The organism is Streptomyces sp. NPDC096132 (assembly GCF_044763345.1).
Taxonomy (GTDB): Bacteria; Actinomycetota; Actinomycetes; order Streptomycetales; family Streptomycetaceae; genus Streptomyces.
In genome coordinates, this window is the sequence record NZ_JBIWGA010000010.1 from 89,763 (window position 1) to 113,724 (window position 23,962).

The 23,962-nt window shown below is 68.8% G+C and carries 19 protein-coding genes and 2 pseudogenes; 13 read left to right on the top strand and 8 right to left on the bottom strand.

Going from position 1 to position 23,962, the window contains the following annotated elements; genetic code table 11:
* Positions 1 to 579 precede the first annotated feature (579 nt).
* Complete coding sequence (locus ACIRF9_RS24005) at positions 580 to 2,766, top strand: hypothetical protein (protein ID WP_403825726.1); 2,187 nt, start codon at positions 580 to 582, stop codon at positions 2,764 to 2,766.
* A gap of 10 nt (positions 2,767 to 2,776) precedes the next feature.
* Positions 2,777 to 2,908 (top strand): hypothetical protein, encoded by a 132-nt coding sequence (locus ACIRF9_RS24010; protein WP_403825729.1) that lies wholly within the window; start codon positions 2,777 to 2,779, stop codon positions 2,906 to 2,908.
* Positions 2,909 to 3,386: 478 nt separating this feature from the next.
* On the opposite strand, the gene ACIRF9_RS24015 is transcribed toward ACIRF9_RS24010, so the two are convergent.
* Positions 3,387 to 4,892, bottom strand: a complete 1,506-nt coding sequence (locus tag ACIRF9_RS24015) for a DNA sulfur modification protein DndB (protein ID WP_403825732.1) — start codon at positions 4,890 to 4,892, stop codon at positions 3,387 to 3,389.
* On the bottom strand, positions 4,889 to 5,344 hold the full coding sequence (locus tag ACIRF9_RS24020) for a hypothetical protein (RefSeq protein WP_403825735.1): 456 nt from the start codon (positions 5,342 to 5,344) through the stop codon (positions 4,889 to 4,891). Before ACIRF9_RS24020 ends, ACIRF9_RS24015 begins: the two co-directional genes overlap by 4 nt.
* 814 nt (positions 5,345 to 6,158) lie before the next feature.
* On the opposite strand from ACIRF9_RS24020, the gene ACIRF9_RS24025 reads away from it, so the two are divergent.
* Positions 6,159 to 6,749, top strand: a complete 591-nt coding sequence (locus ACIRF9_RS24025; protein WP_403825738.1) for a GNAT family N-acetyltransferase — start codon at positions 6,159 to 6,161, stop codon at positions 6,747 to 6,749.
* Between the two features lie 603 nt (positions 6,750 to 7,352).
* A complete protein-coding gene (locus ACIRF9_RS24030; protein ID WP_403825741.1) occupies positions 7,353 to 7,517 on the top strand; it encodes a hypothetical protein in 165 nt (54 codons plus the stop codon).
* 10 nt (positions 7,518 to 7,527) lie between these two features.
* On the opposite strand, the pseudogene ACIRF9_RS24035 reads toward ACIRF9_RS24030, so the two are convergent.
* Positions 7,528 to 7,626, bottom strand: a pseudogene (locus ACIRF9_RS24035) (transcriptional regulator); the annotation flags it as partial.
* Between ACIRF9_RS24035 and ACIRF9_RS24040 the strand changes: the two are divergent.
* Positions 7,625 to 8,440 (top strand): annotated as a pseudogene (locus tag ACIRF9_RS24040) (NADP-dependent oxidoreductase); the annotation flags it as partial. The pseudogenes ACIRF9_RS24035 and ACIRF9_RS24040 sit on opposite strands and share 2 nt — an antisense overlap.
* A 98-nt stretch (positions 8,441 to 8,538) precedes the next feature.
* Here ACIRF9_RS24040 and ACIRF9_RS24045 read toward each other — a convergent pair.
* Positions 8,539 to 11,118 (bottom strand): hypothetical protein, encoded by a 2,580-nt coding sequence (locus ACIRF9_RS24045; protein WP_403825744.1) that lies wholly within the window; start codon positions 11,116 to 11,118, stop codon positions 8,539 to 8,541.
* A 310-nt stretch (positions 11,119 to 11,428) separates the two neighbouring features.
* Complete coding sequence (locus tag ACIRF9_RS24050) at positions 11,429 to 11,764, bottom strand: hypothetical protein (RefSeq protein WP_403825747.1); 336 nt, start codon at positions 11,762 to 11,764, stop codon at positions 11,429 to 11,431.
* Between the two features lie 394 nt (positions 11,765 to 12,158).
* On the opposite strand from ACIRF9_RS24050, the gene ACIRF9_RS24055 reads away from it, so the two are divergent.
* The 4 genes from ACIRF9_RS24055 to ACIRF9_RS24070 all read left to right on the top strand — a co-directional run bounded on the left by ACIRF9_RS24055 (position 12,159) and on the right by ACIRF9_RS24070 (position 17,430).
* Positions 12,159 to 13,883, top strand: coding sequence for a protein kinase (locus ACIRF9_RS24055; RefSeq protein ID WP_403825750.1), 1,725 nt, complete (start codon positions 12,159 to 12,161; stop codon positions 13,881 to 13,883).
* A gap of 142 nt (positions 13,884 to 14,025) precedes the next feature.
* Positions 14,026 to 15,150: a sugar ABC transporter substrate-binding protein gene (locus tag ACIRF9_RS24060; RefSeq protein ID WP_403825753.1), complete on the top strand. Its 1,125-nt coding sequence runs from the start codon at positions 14,026 to 14,028 to the stop codon at positions 15,148 to 15,150.
* 112 nt (positions 15,151 to 15,262) lie between these two features.
* Positions 15,263 to 16,042, top strand: a complete 780-nt coding sequence (locus ACIRF9_RS24065; RefSeq protein WP_403825756.1) for an ATP-binding cassette domain-containing protein — start codon at positions 15,263 to 15,265, stop codon at positions 16,040 to 16,042.
* Positions 16,033 to 17,430, top strand: a complete 1,398-nt coding sequence (locus ACIRF9_RS24070; RefSeq protein WP_403825759.1) for a sugar ABC transporter permease — start codon at positions 16,033 to 16,035, stop codon at positions 17,428 to 17,430. Before ACIRF9_RS24065 ends, ACIRF9_RS24070 begins: the two co-directional genes overlap by 10 nt.
* A 374-nt stretch (positions 17,431 to 17,804) precedes the next feature.
* Here ACIRF9_RS24070 and ACIRF9_RS24075 read toward each other — a convergent pair whose 3' ends face one another.
* Positions 17,805 to 18,194, bottom strand: a complete 390-nt coding sequence (locus tag ACIRF9_RS24075; RefSeq protein WP_403825762.1) for a luciferase family protein — start codon at positions 18,192 to 18,194, stop codon at positions 17,805 to 17,807.
* A 172-nt stretch (positions 18,195 to 18,366) separates the two neighbouring features.
* On the opposite strand from ACIRF9_RS24075, the gene ACIRF9_RS24080 reads away from it, so the two are divergent.
* From ACIRF9_RS24080 to ACIRF9_RS24090, 3 genes are all read left to right on the top strand, one after another.
* Positions 18,367 to 18,819, top strand: a complete 453-nt coding sequence (locus ACIRF9_RS24080) for a hypothetical protein (protein ID WP_403825765.1) — start codon at positions 18,367 to 18,369, stop codon at positions 18,817 to 18,819.
* 135 nt (positions 18,820 to 18,954) lie between these two features.
* Complete coding sequence (locus ACIRF9_RS24085) at positions 18,955 to 19,452, top strand: DUF6232 family protein (protein WP_403825768.1); 498 nt, start codon at positions 18,955 to 18,957, stop codon at positions 19,450 to 19,452.
* Positions 19,449 to 19,790, top strand: a complete 342-nt coding sequence (locus ACIRF9_RS24090) for a hypothetical protein (protein WP_403825771.1) — start codon at positions 19,449 to 19,451, stop codon at positions 19,788 to 19,790. The genes ACIRF9_RS24085 and ACIRF9_RS24090 overlap by 4 nt, the downstream gene beginning before the upstream one ends.
* An 8-nt stretch (positions 19,791 to 19,798) precedes the next feature.
* On the opposite strand, the gene ACIRF9_RS24095 is transcribed toward ACIRF9_RS24090, so the two are convergent.
* Together ACIRF9_RS24095 and ACIRF9_RS24100 are read right to left on the bottom strand one after the other, a co-directional pair.
* Positions 19,799 to 20,572, bottom strand: a complete 774-nt coding sequence (locus tag ACIRF9_RS24095; protein WP_403825774.1) for a TIGR03943 family putative permease subunit — start codon at positions 20,570 to 20,572, stop codon at positions 19,799 to 19,801.
* Entirely contained in the window at positions 20,569 to 21,591 is a 1,023-nt protein-coding gene (locus ACIRF9_RS24100) for a permease (RefSeq protein WP_403825777.1), read from the bottom strand. The genes ACIRF9_RS24095 and ACIRF9_RS24100 overlap by 4 nt, the downstream gene beginning before the upstream one ends.
* Positions 21,592 to 21,779: 188 nt before the next feature.
* Between ACIRF9_RS24100 and ACIRF9_RS24105 the strand changes: the two genes are divergently transcribed.
* Entirely contained in the window at positions 21,780 to 23,678 is a 1,899-nt protein-coding gene (locus tag ACIRF9_RS24105) for an NAD-binding protein (protein WP_403826419.1), read from the top strand.
* Positions 23,679 to 23,962: the final 284 nt, after the last annotated feature.

Consider the following 23,962-nt stretch of genomic DNA (forward strand, 5'->3'; position numbering starts at 1 on the left):
TACGGCGCAGGCCCCCCGCTAGCGGGGCGGGCGTGTGCAACGCAAGCCGCTGGCACTGGTCGCTACAGGGTGTCTCCAGCGAAAGCACGGTGGCACTGCCAAGCGATGCAGAGCAGGCCGTGGAACGGCCAGTGCTACAACTTGCCTCAAGCGGCAGTCGCTGCCGTCACTGCTTGCACGACCGCAGCTATCAAGGCCAACGTGGTCGCGAACGCGGCTCCCGCCGTGATGAGTGCCGTCGGGTACGAGGCTTCGCCCCGACGTGCCAGATAGCACGCTGTCGCCCCCACCAGTGCCGCGATCAACACCGCGATAACGCAGCCCATCACGACCAGAACAGCCTTGTCCGACACGGCCTACCATCCTTTCAACCAGCGCAGCGGAAGTCGCTGCCGAACCGAAAGTGGCGGACGCGGTGTTCGCCGATGTTCACCGTGAACGACGACGAACAAAGATGAACGACAGCACCGGAAAACGGAGCCGGACCTCATGGACGACCAACGCCACCCCGAGGCGCAGTCAGCGATCACGGCTGAGGGGGCACTCGCAGAGTTGCGCCGCCTCCTCAAAGTGGGTCGTTTGAAGAAGCACCTGACCATGGACCAAGTGAGGGCTCGTAGCGGTCTTGGGCGCACCGTAGTAAGCCAGGCCTTCAGCTCCTCCGCACCTCCGCCGAGCGGCGCAACCATCAGTGCACTTGCCAGTGCCTTGGCTCTCGACACCGACCAACTGCTGCATCTACTCGATGTAGCAACTCAGGCTCGCAGCACACCCCCCACGCCTGCGGCCGGCGTGGGGGAAGATGACGTAACCGGAGTGGATGAACTGGGGCGGCCGATTACGGATTGGGATCCGCACGACCTGGAGGTCCATCCCGCTGCTGATGCCCCTGCCCCCGGCAGTGGAGGCGGGCGCCGCTGGTCGGCGAGACTGCCTGCATACGTGCGTCGTCCTCACGACGATGAGCTAGCTGCTTTAGTCTCCGAAGTCGGCATGGGACACAGTCGGATGGCTGTGCTAGTTGGTTCCTCATCGACAGGCAAGACACGGGCCTGTTGGGAAGCCGTTCAGCCACTGGCTACGCAAAGGTGGCGGTTGTGGCACCCTTTCGATCCCACACGTGCTGAGGCGGCGCTCGCTGACATCGAGCGTGCCGGGCGTCGCACGGTGGTGTGGCTCAATGAAGCTCAGCACTACTTCGGTGCCAGCGGCGGTCTGGGGGAACGTATCGCCTCGGCGATCCACAGTCTCTTGACCGACCCGAAGCGCGGACCTGTCCTTGTTCTGGGTACCTTGTGGCCGGAGTACGCCAACACTTATACCGCCCTCCCGGAACCCGGGCGGACCGATCCGTATACGCATGCCCGTGCGCTGCTCTCCGGACGGCTGGTCGTACTCCCCGACAGCTTCGATAGCACTGCGATCAAGGATGCGCAGGCCGTCGCGGCGGCCGGTGATCACCAACTTTCCCATGCGCTACAACATGTACGCGACGGAAAGATGACGCAATTCTTGGCCGGAGCTCCCGACCTACTACGCCGCTACCAGTCAGCCTTGCCACCGGCCCGGGCGCTACTGCGCGCGGCCATGGATGCTCGCCGCCTCGGTGTCGGCCCCCAAATACCGGTCTGCTTCTTGGAGCAGGCTGCAGAGGGTTACCTCAGCGACGATGAGTACGATTGCCTTAGCGATAACTGGCTCGAGCAAGCCCTCGTGGACAACACGCAACCCGTACACGGCAATCTAGCTCCCTTGCGGCGCAATCGTCATCGCTACCGAGGGACTGTCACGCCTCAAATCCATACGAACCCTTCCTCACCGACTTACCGTCTCGCCGACTACCTCGAACAGCACGGGCGCTATGAGCGCCGGCATCTATGCCCCCCTGAATCGTTCTGGCAGGCAGCCCACGACCACCTCGGACCCGAGGATTTGGTCAACGCAGCTAACGGTGCCCATCATCGCTATCGCACCCGCTGGGCTTATCAATTACTCCAACGAGCCGTCGAATCAAACTACGTTCCTGCTATCACGGAACTCGCCTGGCTCCTGGAGGTACGTGAACCGGAGTGCTCCGCCCGCTTGTACGAGCAAGCCATAGAGGCGGGCGACACGCGTGCCATGTGCTTCGTGGCCCACGCTCGCGACATGGATATGGACATTGAGGGCGCCGACGAGATGTATTGGCGAGCCGCTGACGCGGGCGACGGGGAAGCCATTGCTGTTTTGTCTGAGCGTTTGGACGCATACGGGGCTGCGGAGGGGATCGCGCGAGTCTATCAAAAGAGCGTCGACCTGGGCGACACGCGATGCATGAAACACCTGATCGAATGGAAAAAGGAAGCCGAGCGCCTAGCCGACGTCGACTGGTCATCTCCCCAGTATCAGGATGGGGGACGCAGTGAGGTGCTTGTGTTGCTGGCGCGGTGGCGGGCAGAGGTTGGCGACAGTAAGGAAGCAGAGCGGCTCAATCAAGAAGTTGCCGATGCGCGCAGCAGCACCAAGAAGGTAGCTCCACGCGTCGAACAAGATATTTTTTCGGCCATTAGTGAAGGTCAGCCCGAGCTTCGGAAATGGCTGAACGAGTTGCGCGAACGGGGCGTACACCATGCCGGTGCCGAGCAAATAATGCTGAATGTGGTTGATTCGGGCAATGTTGAGGCGCTGCATTGGCTGCACGACGATATAGGTGATCGATGGCCGCATTTCATAGATCTCTGGCCCCATGGCCTGGAGCCGGATGGCAGCCCATCCTCACCGTGGTAACCGTCAATCCGTGCTTGGGATCTCTCCCGCCGAACCGGTCGACCAGATCACATCCCAACTCCTCGCGATGATCCCGACCGAGCAATACCGGGCCATCGTCGTCGAACTTGTCCAGCTTCCGCAGTTGTTCATCGCCGTCTAGAAGCACGACAGGCCGGGGCCCGCCCGAACCAGGCCCCGGCCACCTCCCCAGTCTCACCCCAGCCCCTGATCTGACTAGCACTGATAAGGCAGAGGAGCCAGACGTGGCGACCTCACCGAACCGGTCACGGACTGTTATGGACAGTGCCGAAGCCGAACGAGCGGGTCGGATGTCCTGAACCAAGGTCACCAGGGTCGGAATCGCATTGGGGCAAAGAGGTCACCAGGTCGAGCTGGTGTCATCACGCGAGGGTGTTGACGCCCGACAGCAGATGGGCCCTCTGTTGCGAAAAGTCTGCAACTGAGGGCCCATCTCTGCCGGATTGCGGGGTTCTCCGCGGCCCCAGAGGCGTGAGGCTTCCTGGCGGGTTCCACCAGGCGACCCAAAGCGGGATCCGCGGCGGCGGCCCTCAGGTACAGCAAGGCTGCGGGTTAAGGGCCGACGGCCAATAGGTCAGCGCTGACCGGGGCGTGGGTGTCTAGTTGGTGGGCTCGGATTCGCCACTAGTGAGGTCGGTCCACTTATCGGACAGAATTTTGTTCTCGACCTGGCTGATGTGCGCCGGGGTGTTCGAGGCTGCCGCTGCGACGACGGTCTCCCCAGTTCCCTTGAGCTTCACCGTCTTCTTGGTGCCGTTTTTCTCCTGCAGGCAACCTGTAATCCGAATCCAGTGCCGGCGGTCACGCCGCCAGTCGATGGCTGCCAGACGCTGCTTGAACTCGTCAAAGGACACCACCGGAGTAGGAACCGACTGTTCCGCGATGATCTCGGTGAACCTTTTCACCAACTGCTCAGTCGTGTCGTCTCCGGTTGCAGTCTCCTTCTGCATCGCGTCCATGATCGGCCCGAGTTTGTCGCGCCGCACCTGGTTGTAGGCCAATGCGAGGGCCTTGAGAGCGAATGCCCATCCATGGACGTACAGCCGTCGGTAGGTGTCGGCCTGCTTGGTGTCGCTCCAGGCGCTGCCGAATTGACCTTCCAACGTTTGCAGGAACTCGCGGCAGTACGGCAGCACCGCCTCGATGTGGTGGTGCTTGATGTGCTCGCGCTTGCGGTTGCCGTGGGAGATCACGTTGAGCAGCATCTGCTCGAGCGTCGATGCGTCGACGATATTTTGTACCGCTGTGAGCGTGGCTCCCGTACTGCGGCCATCGGCGACGCGGTTTTCGAAGATGGTGCCCTTGACTGCCTGGTTGCGCAGCTTGGCCAGGGCGGACGAGGTGTCGAAGGTCGCCACCAGGTTGGTGTTCTTCTTCGTACCGCGTCCATTGCGATCTGCGAAGCTCTGGGCCGCCGCGTCGACGTCAACCTTTAGTTCGACCTCAAGGGTCACGAAGAAGGTGTCAAGTGCACCGTTCTGGAGAGCGAGACGATTCTGCGCTGCCTCGAAGAGGGCGGCGGTCTGGGTCTGTCCGTCGGCCTGCATGATGGGCCGTTTGGGCAGGTAGATCTCGCCGTAGAGGGCCGCCGGGTTCGCTTCATCGAATGCGACGAAAATGGGCTGAGGGTCCTCCTCGAACTCCTCGACCGACTGCCATCCGGTGACGGTAGGCAGGTATGCGACCCGCTCACCGCGGACTGCCTCCAAGATGTATCGACTGAAGTCACCACGGTTGGCGGCCTTCGCGCCCTTGAAGTCGCTCTGTGTCTTGAGGTGGGCGGCCTTCATGCCGTTGGCCTCGTAGTCGACAGCGCGTGGCGGATCGGAAGGGTTATACCTTACGAGGTCCGTAAACTGCCGCAGGCTGGGATGCACTGTGACGCAGATGCGGTACCCGTCCTCCGCACCTTTTAGGCACAAAGTGCCGCGGATAGCGTGCCGCTTCTCACTCTCATGCTGGAAGCGGTAGCGATGCTGCTCGAAGTTGGCTCGTGCCTCCTCGTCTGAGCTCACACGCAGGATGCGCAGGCCCCCGTACCTCTCGTCCTCGGGGATGTCGTCGGTGTTGATCAGCTTCTGCTGACTGATGAACGGTGTACTCATGGCGTCTCCTGCTGGTAGGGCTCGGCTCCCGTCGAGGCGAGCAGCCCGGACTGGCGGGGAATCTCGGGAAGCGATGTGGGTTCTGCACAGGTCGGGATGCCGCCTGCGTGGGCGAGGAGGGGCGGCAGAGTGACTAGCTCGATCGAAAGGTTCAACCTTTCAACGGTGTAGCGGATCTCGGGTTGAAAATTGAACGCTGCGATGACGCCACGGATTAAACAGTCGCTGCCGGCGGCTTCCTCAGCCCGGCGTGCCATGGCCACGTAGACCAGGATCTGCCCAAGCGCCTCGTAACTCGCACTGATCTTGAACTCCCACAGGCGAGTGACGTTGCTCCGATCGATCGTGCGCATATCCGCGCGGACAGCCGTGCCGTCGTAACTGTTCTCCCTGGCGATAAGCAGCTCGCCTGGACGGTGCTGGGCCAGTTCCGAGGCGTAGTAGTCCCGCACTCTGCACTCGCGCTCATGCAGCACTACTCGATCTCGCGTCATTGCATCCAACTCTCGCCGTCATCAACCCTCGCCTCAGAGACATTAGTTGATGTCTCGTCAGACTTCAAATGCATCTCGGAGATTCAGGCGCGCACCGTCGAGACGACTGCATGCGCGCGGCTCGACACATGCCGGCAGCCTGCGTGATGTGCTGCGCCCGGCTCCGCCTTCCGCAGAGCCCGCGGGCCTCAGTTCTGTCCCGTGGCGACAGGACTCATCAGAGCCTGGAGGGTGTCGGTACCTATCGCGTCTGAGGAGATGCGACGGCCTCACGCCGGTGAAAGGCTGGGGCTGTGTGCAGTCGACGTCCCGCCACCCTGGCTGACTGTCGTCAACTGAGGTTCTGGCAGGGCATGTCGAAGGTCCCGGCCCTCAGTTGAGTGGGCTCAAGTTGGGTGGGGAGCTCCCAGAACGGGTCACGACAAGGGGAGTTGGACTGCTTCACGGAGGGCGCCTACCGCTTCCATGGAGAAATCCTGGAGATGATCTTGAGGTTGGGGCCCCGGAGCGCCAACGGAGACCGATGCATCCCGACGCTCTGACCTGCCACTTTGACCTGGATCTCTGGTCGGCGATCTTCCAGGGCCTAATTCGGGACGAAGAGGTCGTGGGTTCAAATCCCGCCACCCCGACATCGGTCAGAGGCCCATTCACGTGATCGTGAATGGGCCTCTGTCGTGCGTACAGCAGCGGAGTACAGTAACCGCCATGGCTCTTGCCGGCCGTCCTTGTTCGACAGCACGCAACCTTGCGAGGAGAGGGCCCTGTGAGGATGCGGCATCCAGAGCGTCACACCGAACGTCTATGGCTTCGTCAGTGGCGAGAGGAAGACCTGGACGCTCTTGCGGAGATGGACGCGGATCCGGAAGTCATGCGGTACATCGGTGACGGCTCGCCCAGTACCCGTGAGCGCACCACCGCAGCGCTGGCCCGTGCTCGCGCAGCCTGGGACGAGCGCGGCTACGGCCTGTTCGCCGCCGAAGAACCCGCGACCGGCGAGCTGATCGGCTGGGTGGGTCTGGCCGTTCCGACCTTCCTCCCCGAGATCATGCCGACGGTGGAAATCGGATGGCGGCTGCGACGCCGCTCCTGGGGTCGAGGCTATGCCACCGAAGCGGCCCGAGAGGTCTTGGCGTTCGCATTCGACGAGGTGGCGCTGGATCACGTCGTCAGCATCTGCCATGTCGACAACCACGCCTCGACGCGCGTCATGGCCAAACTCGGTATGACGTTCGACCGCACCACTCGCGTCCCCGCTCATGGGCAGCCGGTTCAGGTCATGTCGCTGACGCGAGAAGCATTCCGCGCCTCGGCCGATGGCGTTCTTCCGCGCCCGCCCGCCCGCAGGCCGGCACGGTCGTAAGGACAGCGACCGCCGGCCTACCCGGACTACGCGGCCCTCCTGACACCCAGGTCTGGCATCACCAACGCGTCGCGCCGAGTGTCCTGAGCGCTGCTCGACCCATCGCTGCAGGCGGGCGCAGGCCACCAGTGTGCTGCCGTCTCCGCTGAGGTAGATCAGGAAGGTCCATTTCTGATCGGCGGAATCGATCAGCCCTCCGCGCACCGGCCGGGCATGCTCGCGGAGGAGCTGCACCATTCGTTCCAGCCCAAGAGGTTCCACTCCACGCAGCCGCATGCGCCGAAGTCGGAATGCAAAGACCCCGGCATGCCGCTCCTGCGGGATGCGTCGTGTCCCACACACTGTAGGTGGCGCCGCTGCGGAGGGCGGCCAGAGCAGCCGCGGACACCTCGTCGTCACCGGTGGTCAACAGCTTCTCCAGTGGTAGCGCCCCTCCGGGGCCTGGTAGCGGCTGGAATGGCCGTCGCCGGCCGATCCGGCCAGAGCTACGGCTCAGGGGACTTCTGACATCCACCGAGCCTGAGCCCCCTCATTCCAGCTGCCGAACCGAGCTTCATACAGAGGCGCTAGGGTGTCGCCCTCGCCGCTTCTCCTAGGGGGCTCGTGAAGCTCATCTGGCTGCTGCTTGGCCTGCTCCTCGCCAGTCTCGCAATCGGGGGTGTCGTCAGCGCCACCCACGAGGCTGACACCGTCTCCGTCGTCGGAGACCTGTTCATCAGCACACTTCTCGGCTGGGCGGCGATCGCTGCCTGGAAACGCGCCCGCTGAGGCGGAGGCCTCAGTCGCCAGGGGCGACCGGCTTGGGGTCGGCGTCGAGGGCATCGAGTACTGCTTCGCCGTTCGCCCTCGCCCACTCGGTCAGCATGTGGATCGGATCGCGCCTGCGTGCCGGCGAGTTCCCGCTGATCGGTCGGCCGCCGTTCGTCCTCGGCCGGGACATCAGCGGCGTGGTCGAGGGGGCGCCGCAGACGTGGCGGTTCAGGCCCGGCGACGTGGTGTTCGGGATGCCGCTGTTCCCGCGGGCGGCGAGCGCGTACGCCGCGGTCGTGTCGGCGCCCGCGATGCACCTGGCACGCAAGTCGGCGTCGCTCTCGCACGTCGAGGCGGCGGCGCTGCCGATCGTCGGGCTGACGGCGTGGCAGGGGCTCGTCGACGTCGGCGGCGTGACCGAGGGCGACCGCGTCCTGGTCCACGGTGGTGGTGGCGGGGGCGGCCACGTCGCGATCCAGATCGCGAAAGCGCTCGGCGCGCACGTGATCGCGACCGCCGGAGGGAGCAAGCGGAAGTTCGTCGAGGGGTTGGGCGCCGACGAGGTGATCGACTACACGGCGGTCGACTACACGGCGGTCGACTACACCGAGGCGGTCCGCGACATCGACGTCGTGCTCGACACGATCGGTGGCGACACCGTCGAGCCGTCGCTCGACGTGCTCCGCCCAGGCGGTCACCTGGTGACGGCGGTCGCCGAGGAGGATTCGGAGCTCATCGCCCCGTACGAGGCGGCCGGCATGCGCTTCAGCGGCATCGCGGTCGACCAGGATCCGGCCGCCCTGCGAGATCTCGTCGAACTCGTCGAGCAGGGCAGGCTCCGGGTCCAGGTGCAGGAGACGTTCCCGTTCGAGCGCGTCGCCGACGCGCACCGGCTGCTCGGCGGCGGTCACCTCCAGGGCAAGCTCGTCCTCACCGTCTGATTCCGTCGTGGGGCCTCACGTGAGCGAGGCCCCACTGAAAGCAGTGAAGTCCGGCGACTCCATGGCGCAGGACACGTTGACGAGCCCTGGTCCGCAGGTCAGTTGGTGAAGTAGAGGTACTTCCAGGAGCTGTAGGTGGTGGAGTTGACGTTGTCTCCGGAGGAGTCGTTGATGTAGGCCGACCGGACGCGGACGCGGAGGCCCGCCTCGTCGGAGGCACCGAGGTCGATGACGCTCTTGCCGTCGGCGCCCAGTTCGAAGAACTCCTCGTAACCGCGGTGCCACGCGCCCTGGTAGTAGACGTCGATGTCCAGCCGGTGGCTGCGGCCCGGGTAGTAGCTCATCGTGGTGGTGAACAGGGGGCCGGTGCTCTTGCGGTACCAGTAGTACGTCGGAGAGGTGGTGCTGATCTTGCCGGTCTTGTAGTACTTCGTCAGCGAGGTGGAGACGCTCACCTTGGCGTACGCGGTGACCTTGACCGACTTCGGGGCGGTGCGGGCGTCACCGGCGAAGACCGCGGTGACGGTGGTGTCCCGCTTCATGTCCACCACGGCGGAGACGTTTCCGCTGGAGTTGACCGTCGCCTTCTTCACCAGGACGTTGGGCTTGTCCGAGCCATAGGGGTTGGCCCAGATCTCCACCGTGCGGCTCTTGTAGGTGGTGCCCAGGTGCGCGGTGAAGGTGACGTCCTGACCATAGGAGTACACCTTGCCGCTGTTGTTCAGGCTCAGCGTGGTGGCGGTCCGGGAGACGGCCACCGTGTCCGAGCCGGAGGCCGGGGCACGGGTCGCGTCGCCCGCGTAGGAGACGGTGTACTTCACGTCGCCGCCGGCAGGCGGGGTGTCGGTGAAGGAGAAGGTGCCGTCCGCCTTGGTCTTCACCGAGGCCAGCGCCTTGCCGGAGGGCGACTCCAGGTCGGTGCGCTTGACGCCCAGTACCGTGCCGGCCGGCAGCGCGCTGGCGTTGGCGGTCTTGCCGGTGACGGTCAGCGACTTGGCGCGGGTGGCCGTGGCGGGCGCGCTCACCGTCACGGTGGTGACACTGCGGGAGACGGCCACGGTCCGTGAGGCGGACGCCGGAGCGTGGGCGGTGTCGCCCGCGTAGGAGACGGTGTACTTCACATCGCCTTCGACCGACGGGGTGTCGGTGAAGGAGAACGATCCGTCCTCACCGGTCGTCACCGGGGCCAGTTCCGTGCCCGACGGCGACTGCGCGTCGGTACGGGTGACCGTCAGCTGCGTCCCGGCCGGCAGCGCATCGCCACCGCTGACCTGCCCAGTGACCGTCAACGGCTTACCGGGAACGGCCGAGGCGGGCGCGCTCACCGTCACGGTGGTGACACTGCGGGAGACGGCCACGGTCCGTGAGGCGGACGCCGGAGCGTGGGCGGTGTCGCCCGCGTAGGAGACGGTGTACTTCACGTCGCCTTCGACCGACGGGGTGTCGGTGAAGGAGAACGATCCGTCCTCGCCGGTCGTCACCGGGGCGAGCTCCGTGCCCGACGGCGACTCCGCGTCGGTACGGGTGACCGTCAGCGGCGTCCCGGCCGGCAGCGCATCGCCACCGCTGACCTGCCCAGTGACCGTCAACGGCTTACCGGGAACGGCCGAGGCGGGCGCGCTCACCGTCAGCGTGGTGGCGGCCTTGGTCGGCGCGTTCAGCGTGTTGAGGCGGTACGTGCTGCCGCTGCTGGTGACCGCGAAGAGGTGGTTGCCGTCCGGCTCCCAGGCCAGGCCGTCCGGAACCAGGGTGCCGGTGCCGGTGTCGGCGAATTCGTACTGCCGGACCGGCTGGGTGGCACCGGGCTTGAAGATGTAGACGTCCGGCTCGTACGGGCCGTCGATGCCCGCGGCGACGGTGCCGTCCGCGGCGATGTCGACGGCGTTCGGGTAGGCGTCGGTCGGGTAGTTGCCGACTTCCTTCAGGTCGGTGGTGGACAGCACCTGGTGCTTGTAGGGCCAGCCGCTGGCCGTGACGACCTGGCTGCCGTCGGGGGTCACCGCGAGATCGCGCAGGTTGCTGCCGGCCTGGCCCTGGGCGATGAGCTTGGGCGCGTCGGCGCCGGAGACGTCATAGGTCGCCACGGCGGAGGGGCTGAGGCCCGGCACGGCGGCGGCCAGCACACCGGGCGCGGCCGGGTTGGACGCCAGCCGGGGTGCGTAGTACCAGCGGCTGCTGCTGTCCTGGGCAACGGCGAGGACGGGGTCCGGTCCCGAGAGGTCGAGGGAGCCGATGTTCCCGGACGTCGCCGTGCCGTAGCCGAACCACAGCTTCCCGCCGGCGCGGGCGAGGGTCGTCGGGGCGTCGGCGGTGCCGGTCGAGTAGCGCGCGGACTCGGTGAGGTCGGCTGTGTCGATCGCCGCGATCTCGTCGCTGCCCGCGACGGCCACGTACAGCGTCTGCGAGTCGGCCGAGAGTTCCAGGCCGCCTGCCTTCGGCAACGAGCCGAGCGTTCCTACGACGTTGCCGCTGTAGTCGGTGGCGACAACCTTGCCGTCGGCCCCGTCGCTGACGAAGACGCGCTGGTGCACGCTGTCCACGACGATGTCGGCGGCGGAGGCGACGGGCAGGACGGCGTTGCCGTCGGCGTGGGCGGCCGTGGACCCGAGGCCCGTCAGCGCCACGGAACTGAAGAGGACGGCGAGTGCCGTCGCGGTGGAGATTCTGCGGTTGCGCAAGGTGGTTCAAACCCCATGAGCCGTGGGAGGCCGCGCGTCACCGGAGGTTGGGAAGCACCGGGCGCGGCATGTTCCGGATGCCTATGACACGGGTGTGACAACGGAGCCGTCGGAATGGTTGTGCGCGGGAAGAAGCGAATCCGGTGCCTCTCCCACGGCGACGACGCGCCCGCCGGCCGCGAGCTTCAGTGCAAGTCCTCGGGTCCTGCGATGTGCAGGGCCGCATGTTCCACGACCTCCGGCCACACCTTCAGGCCCTCCCGCTCGAACGCCGCTGTCAGAGCCTCCCCGACCTGTGCCGCAGGGCGCCTCAGCCGGCGTCGTTCTCGGTCTGCACCCAGGCGAGTTGTTCATCAGTCAGCGGGGGGACGAACCCTTCGGGGAGCGCCAGCATGAGGGGCTGCGGCCACATGCTCTCCGGCCCGTGCAGTTCGCAGTGCAGGGCTACGACATGTGCCCCTTCCCCGCATGCCTCGTGCCGGTAGAAGCGATCATGGGACCGACAGAAGTACCCGAACGTCGAGCAGTCGTCATCCTCGGTCGGCTCGTAAAAGCCCGGATCGCGGACGATCAGGGTTACCCGCTCCTGACGGTTGAACCGAGGGATCGGCCGAGGGTCACACCACATCAGTCGGGAGGGGAGCACGTGCCCATCCTGTCGTATCGCCTGCGTGTGCGTACGGCCGCTGAGCCTTGGGGTGGGTGGAAGGGGTTGGGGGGCCGGAGTTCAGGCGGGCAGGTGAGCGCCCGGCCCTGTGTCGAAGGCCCGTAGTTCGTCTACGTAGTTTTACTGATGTCCTGTATCTGGTCGGGCCGTAGCGTTCGGCGGGCCGGGCGGGTGGCTCGCTGTTGCGTGGCGTACCGGGAGGCGCTTCGGGGCCCTGCCGGGCACGGTGGTGGTCCTCCCGCGGGCAGATCCGGGTGTCTCGGTCGTACGGGCCGGCGCGAGGAATACCGAGGTTGCCGCAGGTCGGATGCGGACCAGTGCCAACCGTCACCCCGCCTGGGCACCAACCGGTCAATCGCGAGGGACGGAACCGTTGAACGGCGCAGGACGGATCATCGACGGGCGGTTCGAGCTGCTGGAACAGCTCGGTACGGGAGGCATGGGCACGGTGTGGCGGGCGCGGGACACCGCCCTGCACCGTGACGTCGCCTTGAAGGAGGTCCGCCCCGCCGATCCGAGGACCGGCGCGGGGGACCCCGGTGCCCTGCGGGTGCAGCACGAGCGGGTGCTGCGCGAGGCGCGTGCGTTGGCCAGGCTGCGGCACCCCAACGTGGTGACGATCCACCACATCGTCGACCAGGACCCGTACCCCTGGCTCGTCATGGAGTTCGTGCCGGGGCTGTCCCTCCAGGACCGGCTGGAGACGGGGCCGTTGGACCCCCGCGAGGCGGCCCGCGTCGGCCGTGACGTACTGGCCGCGCTGCGCGCCGCCCACGCCGCCGGGGTCCACCACCGCGACGTCAAACCGGCCAACATCCTGCTGCGCGAGGGCCCAGAGGGTGCCCCGACCGCGGTGCTGACCGACTTCGGCATCGCCGGGCTCCCCGGAGTGAGCCGGCTGACCCATACCGGGGAGATGGTCGGCTCGCCCGAGTACATGGCCCCGGAGCGCATCCGTGGCGCCGACGACGCCCCGGCATCCGATCTCTGGTCGCTCGGCATGACCCTCTATGTCTCGGTGGAGGGGAGGAGCCCGATGCGGCGTGGCACCAGCCTTGCCACGCTCGCCGCCGTGCTGGGCGAGCCGGTGCCGCCGCCGGTGCACGCGGGCGACCTGGCCCCGGTCCTCTCGCAGCTGCTCGCACCGGATCCGCAGGCCCGGCCGGACGCCGCTCAGCTGGACGTGCTGCTCGCCGCCGTGGTCGACGGCACTGCGCCGTTGTCCGCGCCGGCCACCCATACACCGAATCCCCCCAAGCCGCAGACCCCTGGGTCCGAGACGCTGGTGCAGGTCGAGCCCCCCTTCGGCGGCCGCGGGAGCGCCGGGACGACATCCCGTCGTCGTACCCCCCGGCGCACAGCGCTCGCCGCAGCCGTCGGTGTGGTCGCCACGGCGCTGATCGCCGCGGCTTCGTACCGCGCCGTGTCGTCATCCGCAGACGTCGACGCGCACGCGGCGGCGAAGGCCGGAGCCGCCACCGCGACGGTCACCGCGAGTGCTGTGGCGCCGTCGCCGAGCGGAAGCGGGGCGAAGAGTCCCGGCCCGAGCGGCGACTCCAAGAGCACGGCCGGGCGGACGGCTGAGGCGGCTTCCGGGCGGGCGGCCGAGGCGGGCTCCGGGGGCGCGGCCGAGACCTCCGGGGCGGAGGAGGCAGCGGCGTCGCCGGACGGCGACGACTCGTCGGCCTCGACCCCCGGTGCGACGGCGACGGCGACGTCGGACGACGACGGGACGGTCGTGTCGTCCGGCGCGCTGCGGGGCCGGCAGTCCGGCAGGTGCCTGACGGCGAACCTGTACACCGCCGCGATCAAGACGTGCACGGGCGCGGTAGGGCAGTCGTGGGCGCTCGGGTCGAACGGCACCCTGAAGGGCGCGCATGGCTACCTGACGGCGACGGCCGGGAGTTACGCGCTCAAGACGGTTGCCGAGTACACCGGTGGCGGGTTGCAGCGCTGGCAGCTGACCTCCAGCGGCGAGATCGTCAACGAGGAGACGGGCAACTGCGTCGACGTCAACGGGCAGGAGATCGCCGACGGCAGCAAGGTGACCCTGTACATCTGCACCGCCAAGACCAATCAGGCCTGGGTCTGGCAGTGACCACGGCGACCACGGCGACTACGGCCCGCACTACGGCCCGCCGATCCTCGTAGGGGCCGAGCCGGGCGGCGGCGGCTTGGTTGCGGATGATACTAAGCTGGCAATGTGGGGCAATATCGGACATAGCTCTGAGGAATCGACGATGGGTCTCGGTGCCGGGCTTCCGGCCGTCAAGCGCGCATCGCGCACCTCCCTCGCCCGTGTGTCCATGGCCGTCGCGATCGCCGCCGCGCTGACCCTGGCCACGGCCTGCACCGAGGACGACAGCGGGGGCCAGGACGGCACTCCCACCGTCGGATTGCTACTGCCGGGGGGCGGGGCCTCCCGGTTCGGGCAGTTCGACAAGCCTCTGATCGAGAAGAAGCTGAAGGAGCTGTGCCCGCAGTGCCCCGCCGCGATCGTCGCCGCCACCCCCGACCCGGCGGTCCAGCGGCAGCAGCTCGACTCGATGATCACCAGGGGGGTCGACGTCCTGATCGTCGCCGCCGTCGACCCCAAGCTGCTGCGGCCGTCGGTCCAGGCCGCGGAACGGGTCGGCATCCCGGTCGTCGCCTACGACCGGCTCGCCCAGGGGCCGATCTCCGGTTACGTCACCTTCGACGGGGCGAAGGTCGGCAAACTCCAGGCGGAGGCGCTGCTGGAGGCCATGGGCGCCGAGGCGGACGGCGGCCGGATCGTCATGATGAACGGCGCCACGACCGACCCCAATGCCGGGTGGTTCAAGCAGGGCGCGCTCGCCGTCCTCGACGACAGCCAGGTGAAGATCGGCAAGTCGTACGACACCGTCGGCTGGCGGCCGGAGAACGCCTTCGTCAACATGCGGGGCGCGATCGCCGCCCTGGGCGCGGACAACATCGACGGCGTCCTGGCCGCCAACGACAGCCTCGCCGGCGCCGTGATCTCCGCCCTCAACGCCACCGCGGTCAGACCGCTGCCCCCGGTCACCGGCCAGGACGCCGACCTCGCGGCCGTGCGGCGGATCGTCAAGGGCGACCAGTACATGACCGTGTACAAGCCCTACAAGTCCGCCGCCGACGCCGCCGCCGAGATGGCCGTCGCCCTGGGGCGCGGCGAGCCGGTCGAGCCCATCGCCACGGCCACGGTCGACAACGGCACCGCGAAGGACATACCGGCCGTCCTGCTCCCGTCCGTCTCGGTGACTGTCGGCAACATCAAGGACACTCTGGTAAAGGATGGTTTGTACACCATCGATCAGATATGCCCCCCGAACCTCCGGTCCGCCTGTGACCAGGCCGGACTCACCTGACCACGCACCCGTCCGACCACGCACCCGTCGAGCAGCCGATGAGCACCTGAAGAGGACCCGATGAGCTTTCCTCGGAGGCGGAAGGAGCCCGGAGGCGGAAGGAGGTGGCCCCGTGCCGGTTCAGCCCCTGCTGGCGTTGCGTGGCGTCTCCAAACGGTTCGCCGCCGTCCAGGCGCTCGTGGACGTCGAGCTGGAGATCGGGGTCGGGGAGGTGGTCGCCCTGATGGGTGACAACGCCGCCGGGAAGTCCACCCTGGTCAAGGTGATCTCGGGGGCCGGTCCGGCCGACAGGGGCGTCATCGAGTGGCAGGGCAGTGCCATACAGATCAAGCGACCCCAGGACGCGCAGGTCCTGGGCATCGCGACCGTCTACCAGGACCTCGCGATGTGCGACAACCTCGATGTCGTCGGCAATCTCTTCCTCGGCCGGGAGATCCACCGGCTCGGCATCCTCGACGAGGTGGAGATGGAGCGCCGCACCCGCGAGCTGCTGCACACCCTGTCCATCCGCATCCCCGACGTACGGGTGCCCGTCGCCGCGCTGTCCGGCGGGCAGCGGCAGGTCGTCGCGATCACCCGTTCGCTGCTCGGGGCGCCCCGGCTGCTCCTGCTCGACGAGCCCACCGCCTCCCTGGGCGTCGAGCAGACCGGTCAGCTCCTCGACCTCATCGAGGAGCTGCGCGAGCGCGGCCTCGGGGTCCTGCTCATCAGCCACAACCTGGGCGACATCAAGGCCGTCGCCGACCGGGTCGCCGTCCTGCGGCTCGGACGCAACAACGGCGTCTTCGACGTGAACACCACCTCGCAGGAGCAGATCATCTCCTCCATCACCGGTGCGGCGGACAACGCCCCCACCCACCGTCCCTCCCGGCACGAGGAGGCATGGCCGTGAGGGGGATGAAGGGGAGGAGGGCCCGGGCGCGCGCCGACACCGGGGCTGCCGCCGATCGACGCCGGGACGGGGACGGCGGCGAACGCCGCGCCGGACACGGTGAGGAACGCCGCGCCGGACACGGCGACAGACTCGGTGACGGACACGGCGACGAGGGCCGACACGGGCGGCCCTGGTACGCCGGGCGGCGTCTCACCGCGTACGCCGACACCCTGCGCCGCCGCCTGCGCGAACGTGACCTCGGCCCGGCCCCCGTCCTCCTCACCCTCGCCGTGACCTGGCTGGTCTTCCAGCTCCTCAACCACAACTTCCTCTCACCGCGCAACCTGTCCATCCTCAGCGTGGACATCGTCGGGACCGGCATGGTCGCCGTCGGAATCGTCTTCGTCCTGCTGATCGGCGAGATCGACCTGTCCGTGGGCTCGCTCGCGGGACTGGCGGGCGCGGCGTTCGCGGCGCTGAACGTGAACCTCGGGATGCCGGAATGGCTCGCCGTGATCATCGCGCTGTGCTGCGGCGCGGCAGCCGGGGCCGTCCAGGGGTTCTCCTTCGCCAGGATCGGCGTACCCGCGTTCGTCGTCACCCTCGCGGGCCTGCTGGCCTGGAACGGCCTGATGCTCTACCTGCTGGGGACGGAGACCTCCATCAGCTTCAGCGAGGAGGGGTTCGTCGCCGAGCTGACCAGCCGCTACTTCAGTGCCGCCGTCGCCAACTACGGCCTGGCGGTGCTCGCCACGGCCGCGTACCTCCTCGTCGCCTACCATGACCGGCGCCGCCGCGGCGCCGCCGGGATGCCGTACCGGCCGGTGAGCGAGATCTGGGCGCGTACGGCGCTGCTCGCGGTGGCCGCGTTCGCCACCGTCTATGTGCTGGACCAGTTCGAAGGCCTGCCGCTGGCGCTCCTGATCTTCCTCGCGGTCGTCGTCGCCTCGGACCTCTTCCTGCGCCGCACTCCCTACGGCCGGCAGATCCTCGCACTCGGTGGCGGGGTGGAGGCGGCCCGGCGGGCCGGTGTCGATGTGACGCGGGTGCGGATCGCGGTGTTCGTGGTGTCAGGGACCATGGCGGCGGTCGGCGGCCTGTTCGTCGCCTCGCGGCTCACCTCGGCGAGCCAGGTGCCCGGCTCCGGCATGCTGCTGATCAACGCCGTCGCCGCCGCGGTCATCGGCGGCACCAGCCTGTTCGGCGGGCGCGGCTCGGCCTGGTCCGCGCTGCTGGGGGTGCTCATCATCCAGTCGATCGCCTCGGGCATGGCGCTGCTGGGGGTGGGGTCGCCGGTCCAGTTCATGATCACCGGTGGGGTGCTGTACATCGCGGTGGTGTTCGACTCCCTGGCCCGACGCGCGGCGGACTCGCCGGGGCGGAGCGGGTGGGGAGGGCGGGCCTGAGGGACGTCAGATCGGGGGCGGTCCCTCGACGATCGACCCGGGTCCGGCGTGTGGATACGACGGTGTCGAGGCGGGTTGGCCCCGGGGGACCGGTGCGGAAGCCGCCCGGGGGTGGGTCGCGCAGCCCGGCGCTCACAGGGTGCCGCTGCGCCCACCCTCCCCCACTCTCGGCTTCGCTCGAGCGGGGGGACCCCCATCGCCCCAGCGGCACGATTGCCCGCAGCTACGCGGGAAACGGTGCCGGCAACCCCCTAGGGGCGCGGGGAACTGCGCGACCAGCCCCTACCTGCCCGCGCCCGGCGACGGCGCCGCAGGCCAGGTGAGCCGGCCGCACCCGACGGCGGCGCCGTATGGACGACAGGGGCACGCCCGCCTTACAGGTACTCGCGCTGGGCGAGCGCCGCCTCCAGGCGGTCGTTGCAGCGTAGGGCCGGGGTCCCGGGGGTGTCCGGCCGGTCCTGGTGGGCGCGGAGGGCCGCGCTCATCAAGGTCATCAGCAGGCTGACGTCCGACTCGCACTCCAGGCGGACAGTCACCCAGTGCGAGCCCGGCACCAGCCGGATCGCGGTCGAACGCCGCAGATCGCGCTCGTACCGGCGGATCGCGCCGGCCGTGAGGTGCAGGTCGACACTCCGGTCGGAGTGGAAGTGCGCGATCTCGGCTCCGGCCGAGCGCAGTGCCCGGCCGGTGCCGCAACTGGACCGGACCTCCGTGAGGTCCGGCCAACTCACCAGCTGTGCCAGGGCATGCCAGGCCGTCGTCATACGCCCATCATGGGGCGCTCACCACATGGCCACCAGGGTTTGAGGGCGATGTAACCGGGACGTAGCGTCGGCCGACCGTGGCCCGCCCGCCTCCACCGCCGTCGGCTGAACGCCCGGAGCACGCCCCCCGTACTCCTGAGGGACCGATCCCCCACCCGCGTACGGAGTCCCGATGTACCGTCCCGTCCGTCGTCTGCTCGGTGTTCCGGTGTGCGCGGTCGCCGCGGCGCTGCTGCTCGCCGGATGCGGCGGGGGCGGTGGAGGCGGGGACGAGGAGCGGGCCGCCGCGTCGAAGAGCGCGGTGCCGAGCGCGCGCCCGATGACCCTGGAGGCGCTGGGGAAGGCCGTCGGCTGCGAGACGGCGCCGAAGGAGGGCGGCAAGACCCTCGATTTCCGGCAGGGTGTGTGCAAGTCGGCGGACGGCGACTACGTGCTGCTGACCTTCGACACCGCCGAGGGCCAGCGCGGCTGGCTCGACACCGCGCAGATGTACGGCGGTGTCTATCTGGTCGGCAACCGCTGGGTGCTCTCGGCCGACCCGCGCTCGGCGATGGAGAAGGCCCGCGCCGAACTCGGCGGCACCATCGAGGAGTCCCCGTACGGGGCTTCCCCCTCGGCCTCCTGAATTCTTGTCATCCGTGTCCCACGGTTTGTCCGAATGAATCAGTTTGAGTGAATAACTGGCAAATGCCGAAGGGCACTTGCCGCCGCCCCTACTGTCCATGCAGTCGCCGCCATCACCGAACAGAGGAGGCCGACTGTGGTTCAAGTACGGGTCAATGAAGGTGTGCTGTGGGTGGAGGGAGAGGCCTATCCACTGCGCAATATCGCCCACGTCGGTCAGCGTGTGCTGGAGATCGACAGGCGCGTGGCCTGGAAGAGGTTCATCCAGCGCAGCCTCGTCTGTTTCTTCCTCGGCGGATTCTTCGCGTCCTTCGGAACCGTCGCCATGCTCATCTGGCTCACCGTGCACGGTCTGCTGATCTGGCAGCTCGTCAAGCTCCTCAACAAACCGACCCTGTACGGCCTCGTCCTCAACACCTCCGGCACCCAGCACGACGCCGTGTGGTCCACGGAGGAGAGCGAGATCATGTACCTGGTGGGCGAGATCACCAAGGCGATCGGCCACCCGGACATCGCGCAGATCACCTACAACGTGCAGCACGCCGTGCAGGGCGACATCATCAACCAGTACGGCGACAACAACACCGGCAAGAACCAGCACAGCGGTTCCGGCAACATCGTGGGCTCGCGATGAGCGGCGACCAGATCCAGCAGTACGGCTCCGGCAATTTCGGCAAAGTCGTCCACAGCGGTTCCGGCGACATCGTGGCCGGCGGCAAACACGTCAACGGTGGCGCGGAGACCCGAGCGGCCGCTCTCGACACGCTTCTCAGGGAACTCCAGGCATTACGCCGTCACCTGGACGACGGCCGCCGGGCGGAAGTCGACGCGGCCGTACGGGAAATCGGCGCGAATCCCTCCGGCGAGGGTTTCCGGAAAGTACTGGAGAGGATCGCCGGAATCGCCGCCGTCCTCGGCTCCGTGGGAACTCCGGTCGTCACGGCCGTCATGGCCCTGATGGGGAGCTCGTGAACTGACCGTCAGTTGTTGTACGACTCGTCGTAGGGGTCCCGTGGCTCGGGCGTCGGCTTCGCGGCCGTGACCTCGAGGAAGGGAATGGGACCGTTGTTGACGGGGTCGCGGGACTGGCGGGGAACGTAGGTGCCGGTGACGGTCAGCCAGGTGTCGGGCTGCAGCACCGGCGGGATGTCCCCGGTCAGGGCCACCTTGACCGGCTGGGCGTCGGCGGCACAGCAGTTGAGGGCCATGCGGACCAGGTATGGGGTGCCGTCGTGCTCCAGGGCGACGAAGCCGGTGAGCTGGACCCGGCGTCCGGTGAGGCCGCGGCCGTGGTCGTAGACCGCGCGGCCCGCGTAGTCGACGAGGCCGAGGGGCAAGGGGTCGGTGGCCGGGAGGGCCGGGTAGGCGAGGGGTTCCTGCAGGGCCGTACCGGTGCGGGTGGCGCTGTAGGAGCCCAGGGCCGGCGGGGCGACCAGGATCAGGGCGAGGAGGGGGAGGACGAGGAGCCAGGAGACACGGGGTTCCGGGTGCGTGTGCCCAGGGCTGTCTTCCTCCCCGTGCACGTCCCTGTTCCCGTGCACGTCCTTGTCCCCATGCACCTCCCCCTCCCCCTTCGCCCTCCGGCGCTCGTACCACGCCGTCGCCAGCGCGGTGACGATCAGGACCGCGCCGGACGCCAGCAGCAGGGGACGCAGGCCCGCCTTGACGTAGCGGAGGTAGAGGTCGGTGGTGCCGGCGTGGAGGAGGGCCGCGCCGAGGAGGAAGAGGACGGCGGCCTGGGACTGTCGGTTCACAGCAGGACCGCTCCTGTCAGTACGGCCGACACGATGGCCAGGGCGAAGGTCATGGGGGCGAAGCGCAGGGCGAAGGCGCGGCCGAAGGTGCCCGCCTGCATCGCGAAGAGCTTGAGGTCGATCATCGGGCCCACCACCAGGAACGCGAGCCGGGCCGTCAGGGAGAACTGGGTCAGGGACGCGGCCACGAACGCGTCCGCCTCCGAGCAGATCGACAGGACGACCGCGAGGACGGCCAGCGCCAGCACCGCCACCACCGGGTTGTCGGCCGCCGTGCGCAGCCAGCTCTCCGGGGCGATCGCCTTCAGCGTCGCCGCGGCCATCGCGCCCACCACCAGGAAGCCGCCCGCGTGCATCACGTCGTGGCGGACCGAGTCCCAGAACGCGGCGCCCTTGGTCTGCCCCTCGTGCGGGGCGTGGGTGGGCGGGCGCAGCCAGTCGGTGCGGCCCAGGCGGTGCCAGAGCCAGCCCATCGCGCACGCCACCAGCAGGCTGGCGACGAAACGGGCCACGACCATCTCCGGATCGCGCGGGAAGGCGACGGCCGTCGCGGTCAGGACGATCGGGTTGATCGCGGGAGCGGAGAGCAGGAAGGCGAGGGCCGCGGCGGGGGTCACGCCCCGGCGGACCAGCGCCCCCGCCACGGGCACGGAGGCGCACTCGCAGCCCGGCAGGACCGCGCCGGCCATTCCGGCGACCGGGACGGCGAGGGCGGGGCGGGAGGGGAGGGCGCGGGCGAAGAAGGACGGGGGGACGTAGACCGCGATCGCCGCCGACAACAGGACGCCCAGGACCAGGAACGGCAGGGCCTGGATCACGACCGCCACGAACACCGTCGTCCAGCTCTGCATCACCGGGGCGGACAGGGCACGCCGGATCGGGCTCTGCAGCAGGACGAGGAGGAGCAGGAGCATGGTCAGGGCGAGGGGGGAGGTCAGCCGCCGGGGCTCGTCGGGCGGCGCGGGGGCGGTGTCCCCGCGTGGGTCCGCGTCCTGCGGGGCCGCTTTGGTGATGGCCACGGGTCGGGCACCTCCGCGTTCCGTGCTCTGGCTGATCCCTGTTTCTCGCATTCCCTCCCCTTTTCTACGGGAGTCGGGTGCCCGGTGTTCACCCGCTCCGTGGAACCTCCCGTCCCGGTGAGGCAGTCTTCTCCCTCGTGGGGAGCGTTCCGAATCAGGGTCGGGCGTCGGGCGGCGCCGGCGCGCACATGGTGGTCTGCGGCGACGACGGGCTCGCGCACCGGCTCGCCGCCGAGCTGCGGGGTGTCTACGAGGAGCAGGTCACGCTCGTCGTACCGCCCGCCGAACGCTCGGTGCGGCCGCCGGTCGTCGGACGGGCCCGTGCGGTGTCGGCGGCGCTCCTCGACCGGGTGGTGAGCGCGGCGGTCAGCCGGGCCGCCGGCAACGGCACCGCCCCCACCGCGGGTGAACCGGCGCACGGGCAGCGGACGTTGGAGGCCGTCGAGGCCACCGAGGCCGTGCTCGCCGAGGCGGGCGTGGAGCGTGCCGCCGCGCTGGCGCTCGTGTACGACGACGACGAGACCAACATCCGCGCCGCCCTCACCGCCCGCCGGCTCAACCCGCGACTGCGGCTCGTCCTGCGGCTGTACAACCGGCGGCTGGGCCAGCACATCGAGGAACTCCTCGACCAGGCGGCCGCGTTGGCCTCCGGCGGCGCCTCGGCACCGGACGAGGACGACGCCTCGACCACCGTGCTGTCCGACGCCGACACCGCCGCGCCCGCGCTGGCCGCGTCCGCCGTCGCCGGCACCACCAAGGTCGTACAGACGGACGGGCTGATGCTGCGCGCGGTCGAGCGGCCGCCGGGCGAGGAGGGTGACGCCCCGGGCGGGCTGAGCGGCCGGCCCACGCTCGCGCTGCTGTCCGCGACCGGCAACGATCCGGCCTTCGCGGACGGTTCCGAGAGCAGCGGGGAGCAGGGGCCGCTGCTGCTGCCCGATGCGGCGGCGGTGCGGGAGGCGGCCGGGCGGCGCGGGTCGGTGGTCCTGGAGCAGGTGGCGTACTCGGCCGGGCCGGCGCTGCCGGCGGGGCGGGGTGCGGGGGTCATGGGGGTCGTGGCGCCGTTCGCCTCCCTGTTCTCGCGGCGGCTGCGGTGGTCGCTGGCCGGTCTGGTGGGGTGTGTGTTCGCGCTGGCGGTGGCGTTGTGGGTGGTGACCGGGATCCATCCGCTGGGGGCGCTGTATCTGACGCTGCTGGACCTGTTCTCGATCAACGACCCGGCGGTCGGGGCGAGTACGGCCCGTCAGGTGCTGCAACTGCTGTCCGGGCTGGTGGGGTTGCTGTTGCTGCCGGTGCTGCTGGCGGCGGTGCTGGAGGCGCTCGGGACGTTCCGGGGGGCGGGGTCGTTGCGGCGGCCGCCCCGGGGGCTGGGCGGGCATGTCGTGCTGCTGGGGCTGGGGAAGATCGGCACCCGGGTGCTGACCCGGCTGCGGGAGCTGAACATTCCGGTGGTGTGCGTGGAGGCGGGGCCCGAGGCACGGGGGCTCGCGGTGGCGCGGCGGTTGCGGGTGCCGGTGGTGCTGGGGGATGTCACGCAGGAGGGGGTGCTGGAGGCCGCGAAGATCCATCGGGCGCATGCGCTGCTGGCGGTGACCAGTTCCGACACGACGAATCTGGAGGCCGCGTTGTACGCGCGGTCGTTGCGGAGCGATCTGCGGGTGGTGCTGCGGCTGTACGACGACGACTTCGCGACCGCCGTGTACCGGACGCTGCGGGCCGCGCATCCGCAGGCGTTGACCCGGAGCCGGAGTGTGTCGCATCTGTCGGCGCCGTCGTTCGCGGGGGCGATGATGGGGCGGCAGATCCTGGGGGCGATTCCGGTGGAGCGGCGGGTGTTGCTTTTTGCCGCGCTGGAGGTCGGGGGGTGTGCGCAGTTGGCCGGGAGGACGGTCGGGGAGGCCTTTCGGGCGGGGTTGTGGCGGGTGTTGGCGCTGGACGCCGGTGCGGAGGGGGAGGGTGGGGCCGGGTTGGTGTGGGATCTGCCCGACACGTATGTCCTGCGGGACTCGGACCGGGTGGTGCTGGCTGCCACTCGACGGGGCTTGGCGGAGCTGCTGGGGCGGCGGGGGCGGGTTACGGGGGTGTAGGCGCCCGGGGTTGCGGGGCGGGCGCGGGCTGGGGCTGGGCGGGGGTGGGATTCACTCACCCGCGCTCGCGGGGTGCCGCTGCGCCCACCCTCCCCCATCGCCCCAGCGGCACGACTGCCCGCAGTTACGACAACTTGGCAGCGTCGGCTGCTGCGCAAGCTGAACGGGCGCGGGCCCAGCTGCGCGGCAGACGTGACTGCAACCCCCAGGGGCGCGGGGAACTGCGCGACCAGCCACCACGCGCCCGCAGATTCCTCCGCCCCCAGCCCCCACCCACCCCCCGG

Coding starts and splice junctions, on each gene's coding strand:
- ACIRF9_RS24070 (WP_403825759.1), top strand. CDS start 16,033: ATGGCCGTGAGGGGGATGAAGGGGAGGAGGGCCCGGGCGCGCGCCGAC.
- ACIRF9_RS24075 (WP_403825762.1), bottom strand. CDS start 18,194: ATGACGACGGCCTGGCATGCCCTGGCACAGCTGGTGAGTTGGCCGGAC.
- ACIRF9_RS24060 (WP_403825753.1), top strand. CDS start 14,026: ATGGGTCTCGGTGCCGGGCTTCCGGCCGTCAAGCGCGCATCGCGCACC.
- ACIRF9_RS24015 (WP_403825732.1), bottom strand. CDS start 4,892: ATGAGTACACCGTTCATCAGTCAGCAGAAGCTGATCAACACCGACGAC.
- ACIRF9_RS24105 (WP_403826419.1), top strand. CDS start 21,780: ATGGTGGTCTGCGGCGACGACGGGCTCGCGCACCGGCTCGCCGCCGAG.
- ACIRF9_RS24080 (WP_403825765.1), top strand. CDS start 18,367: ATGTACCGTCCCGTCCGTCGTCTGCTCGGTGTTCCGGTGTGCGCGGTC.
- ACIRF9_RS24025 (WP_403825738.1), top strand. CDS start 6,159: ATGCGGCATCCAGAGCGTCACACCGAACGTCTATGGCTTCGTCAGTGG.
- ACIRF9_RS24090 (WP_403825771.1), top strand. CDS start 19,449: ATGAGCGGCGACCAGATCCAGCAGTACGGCTCCGGCAATTTCGGCAAA.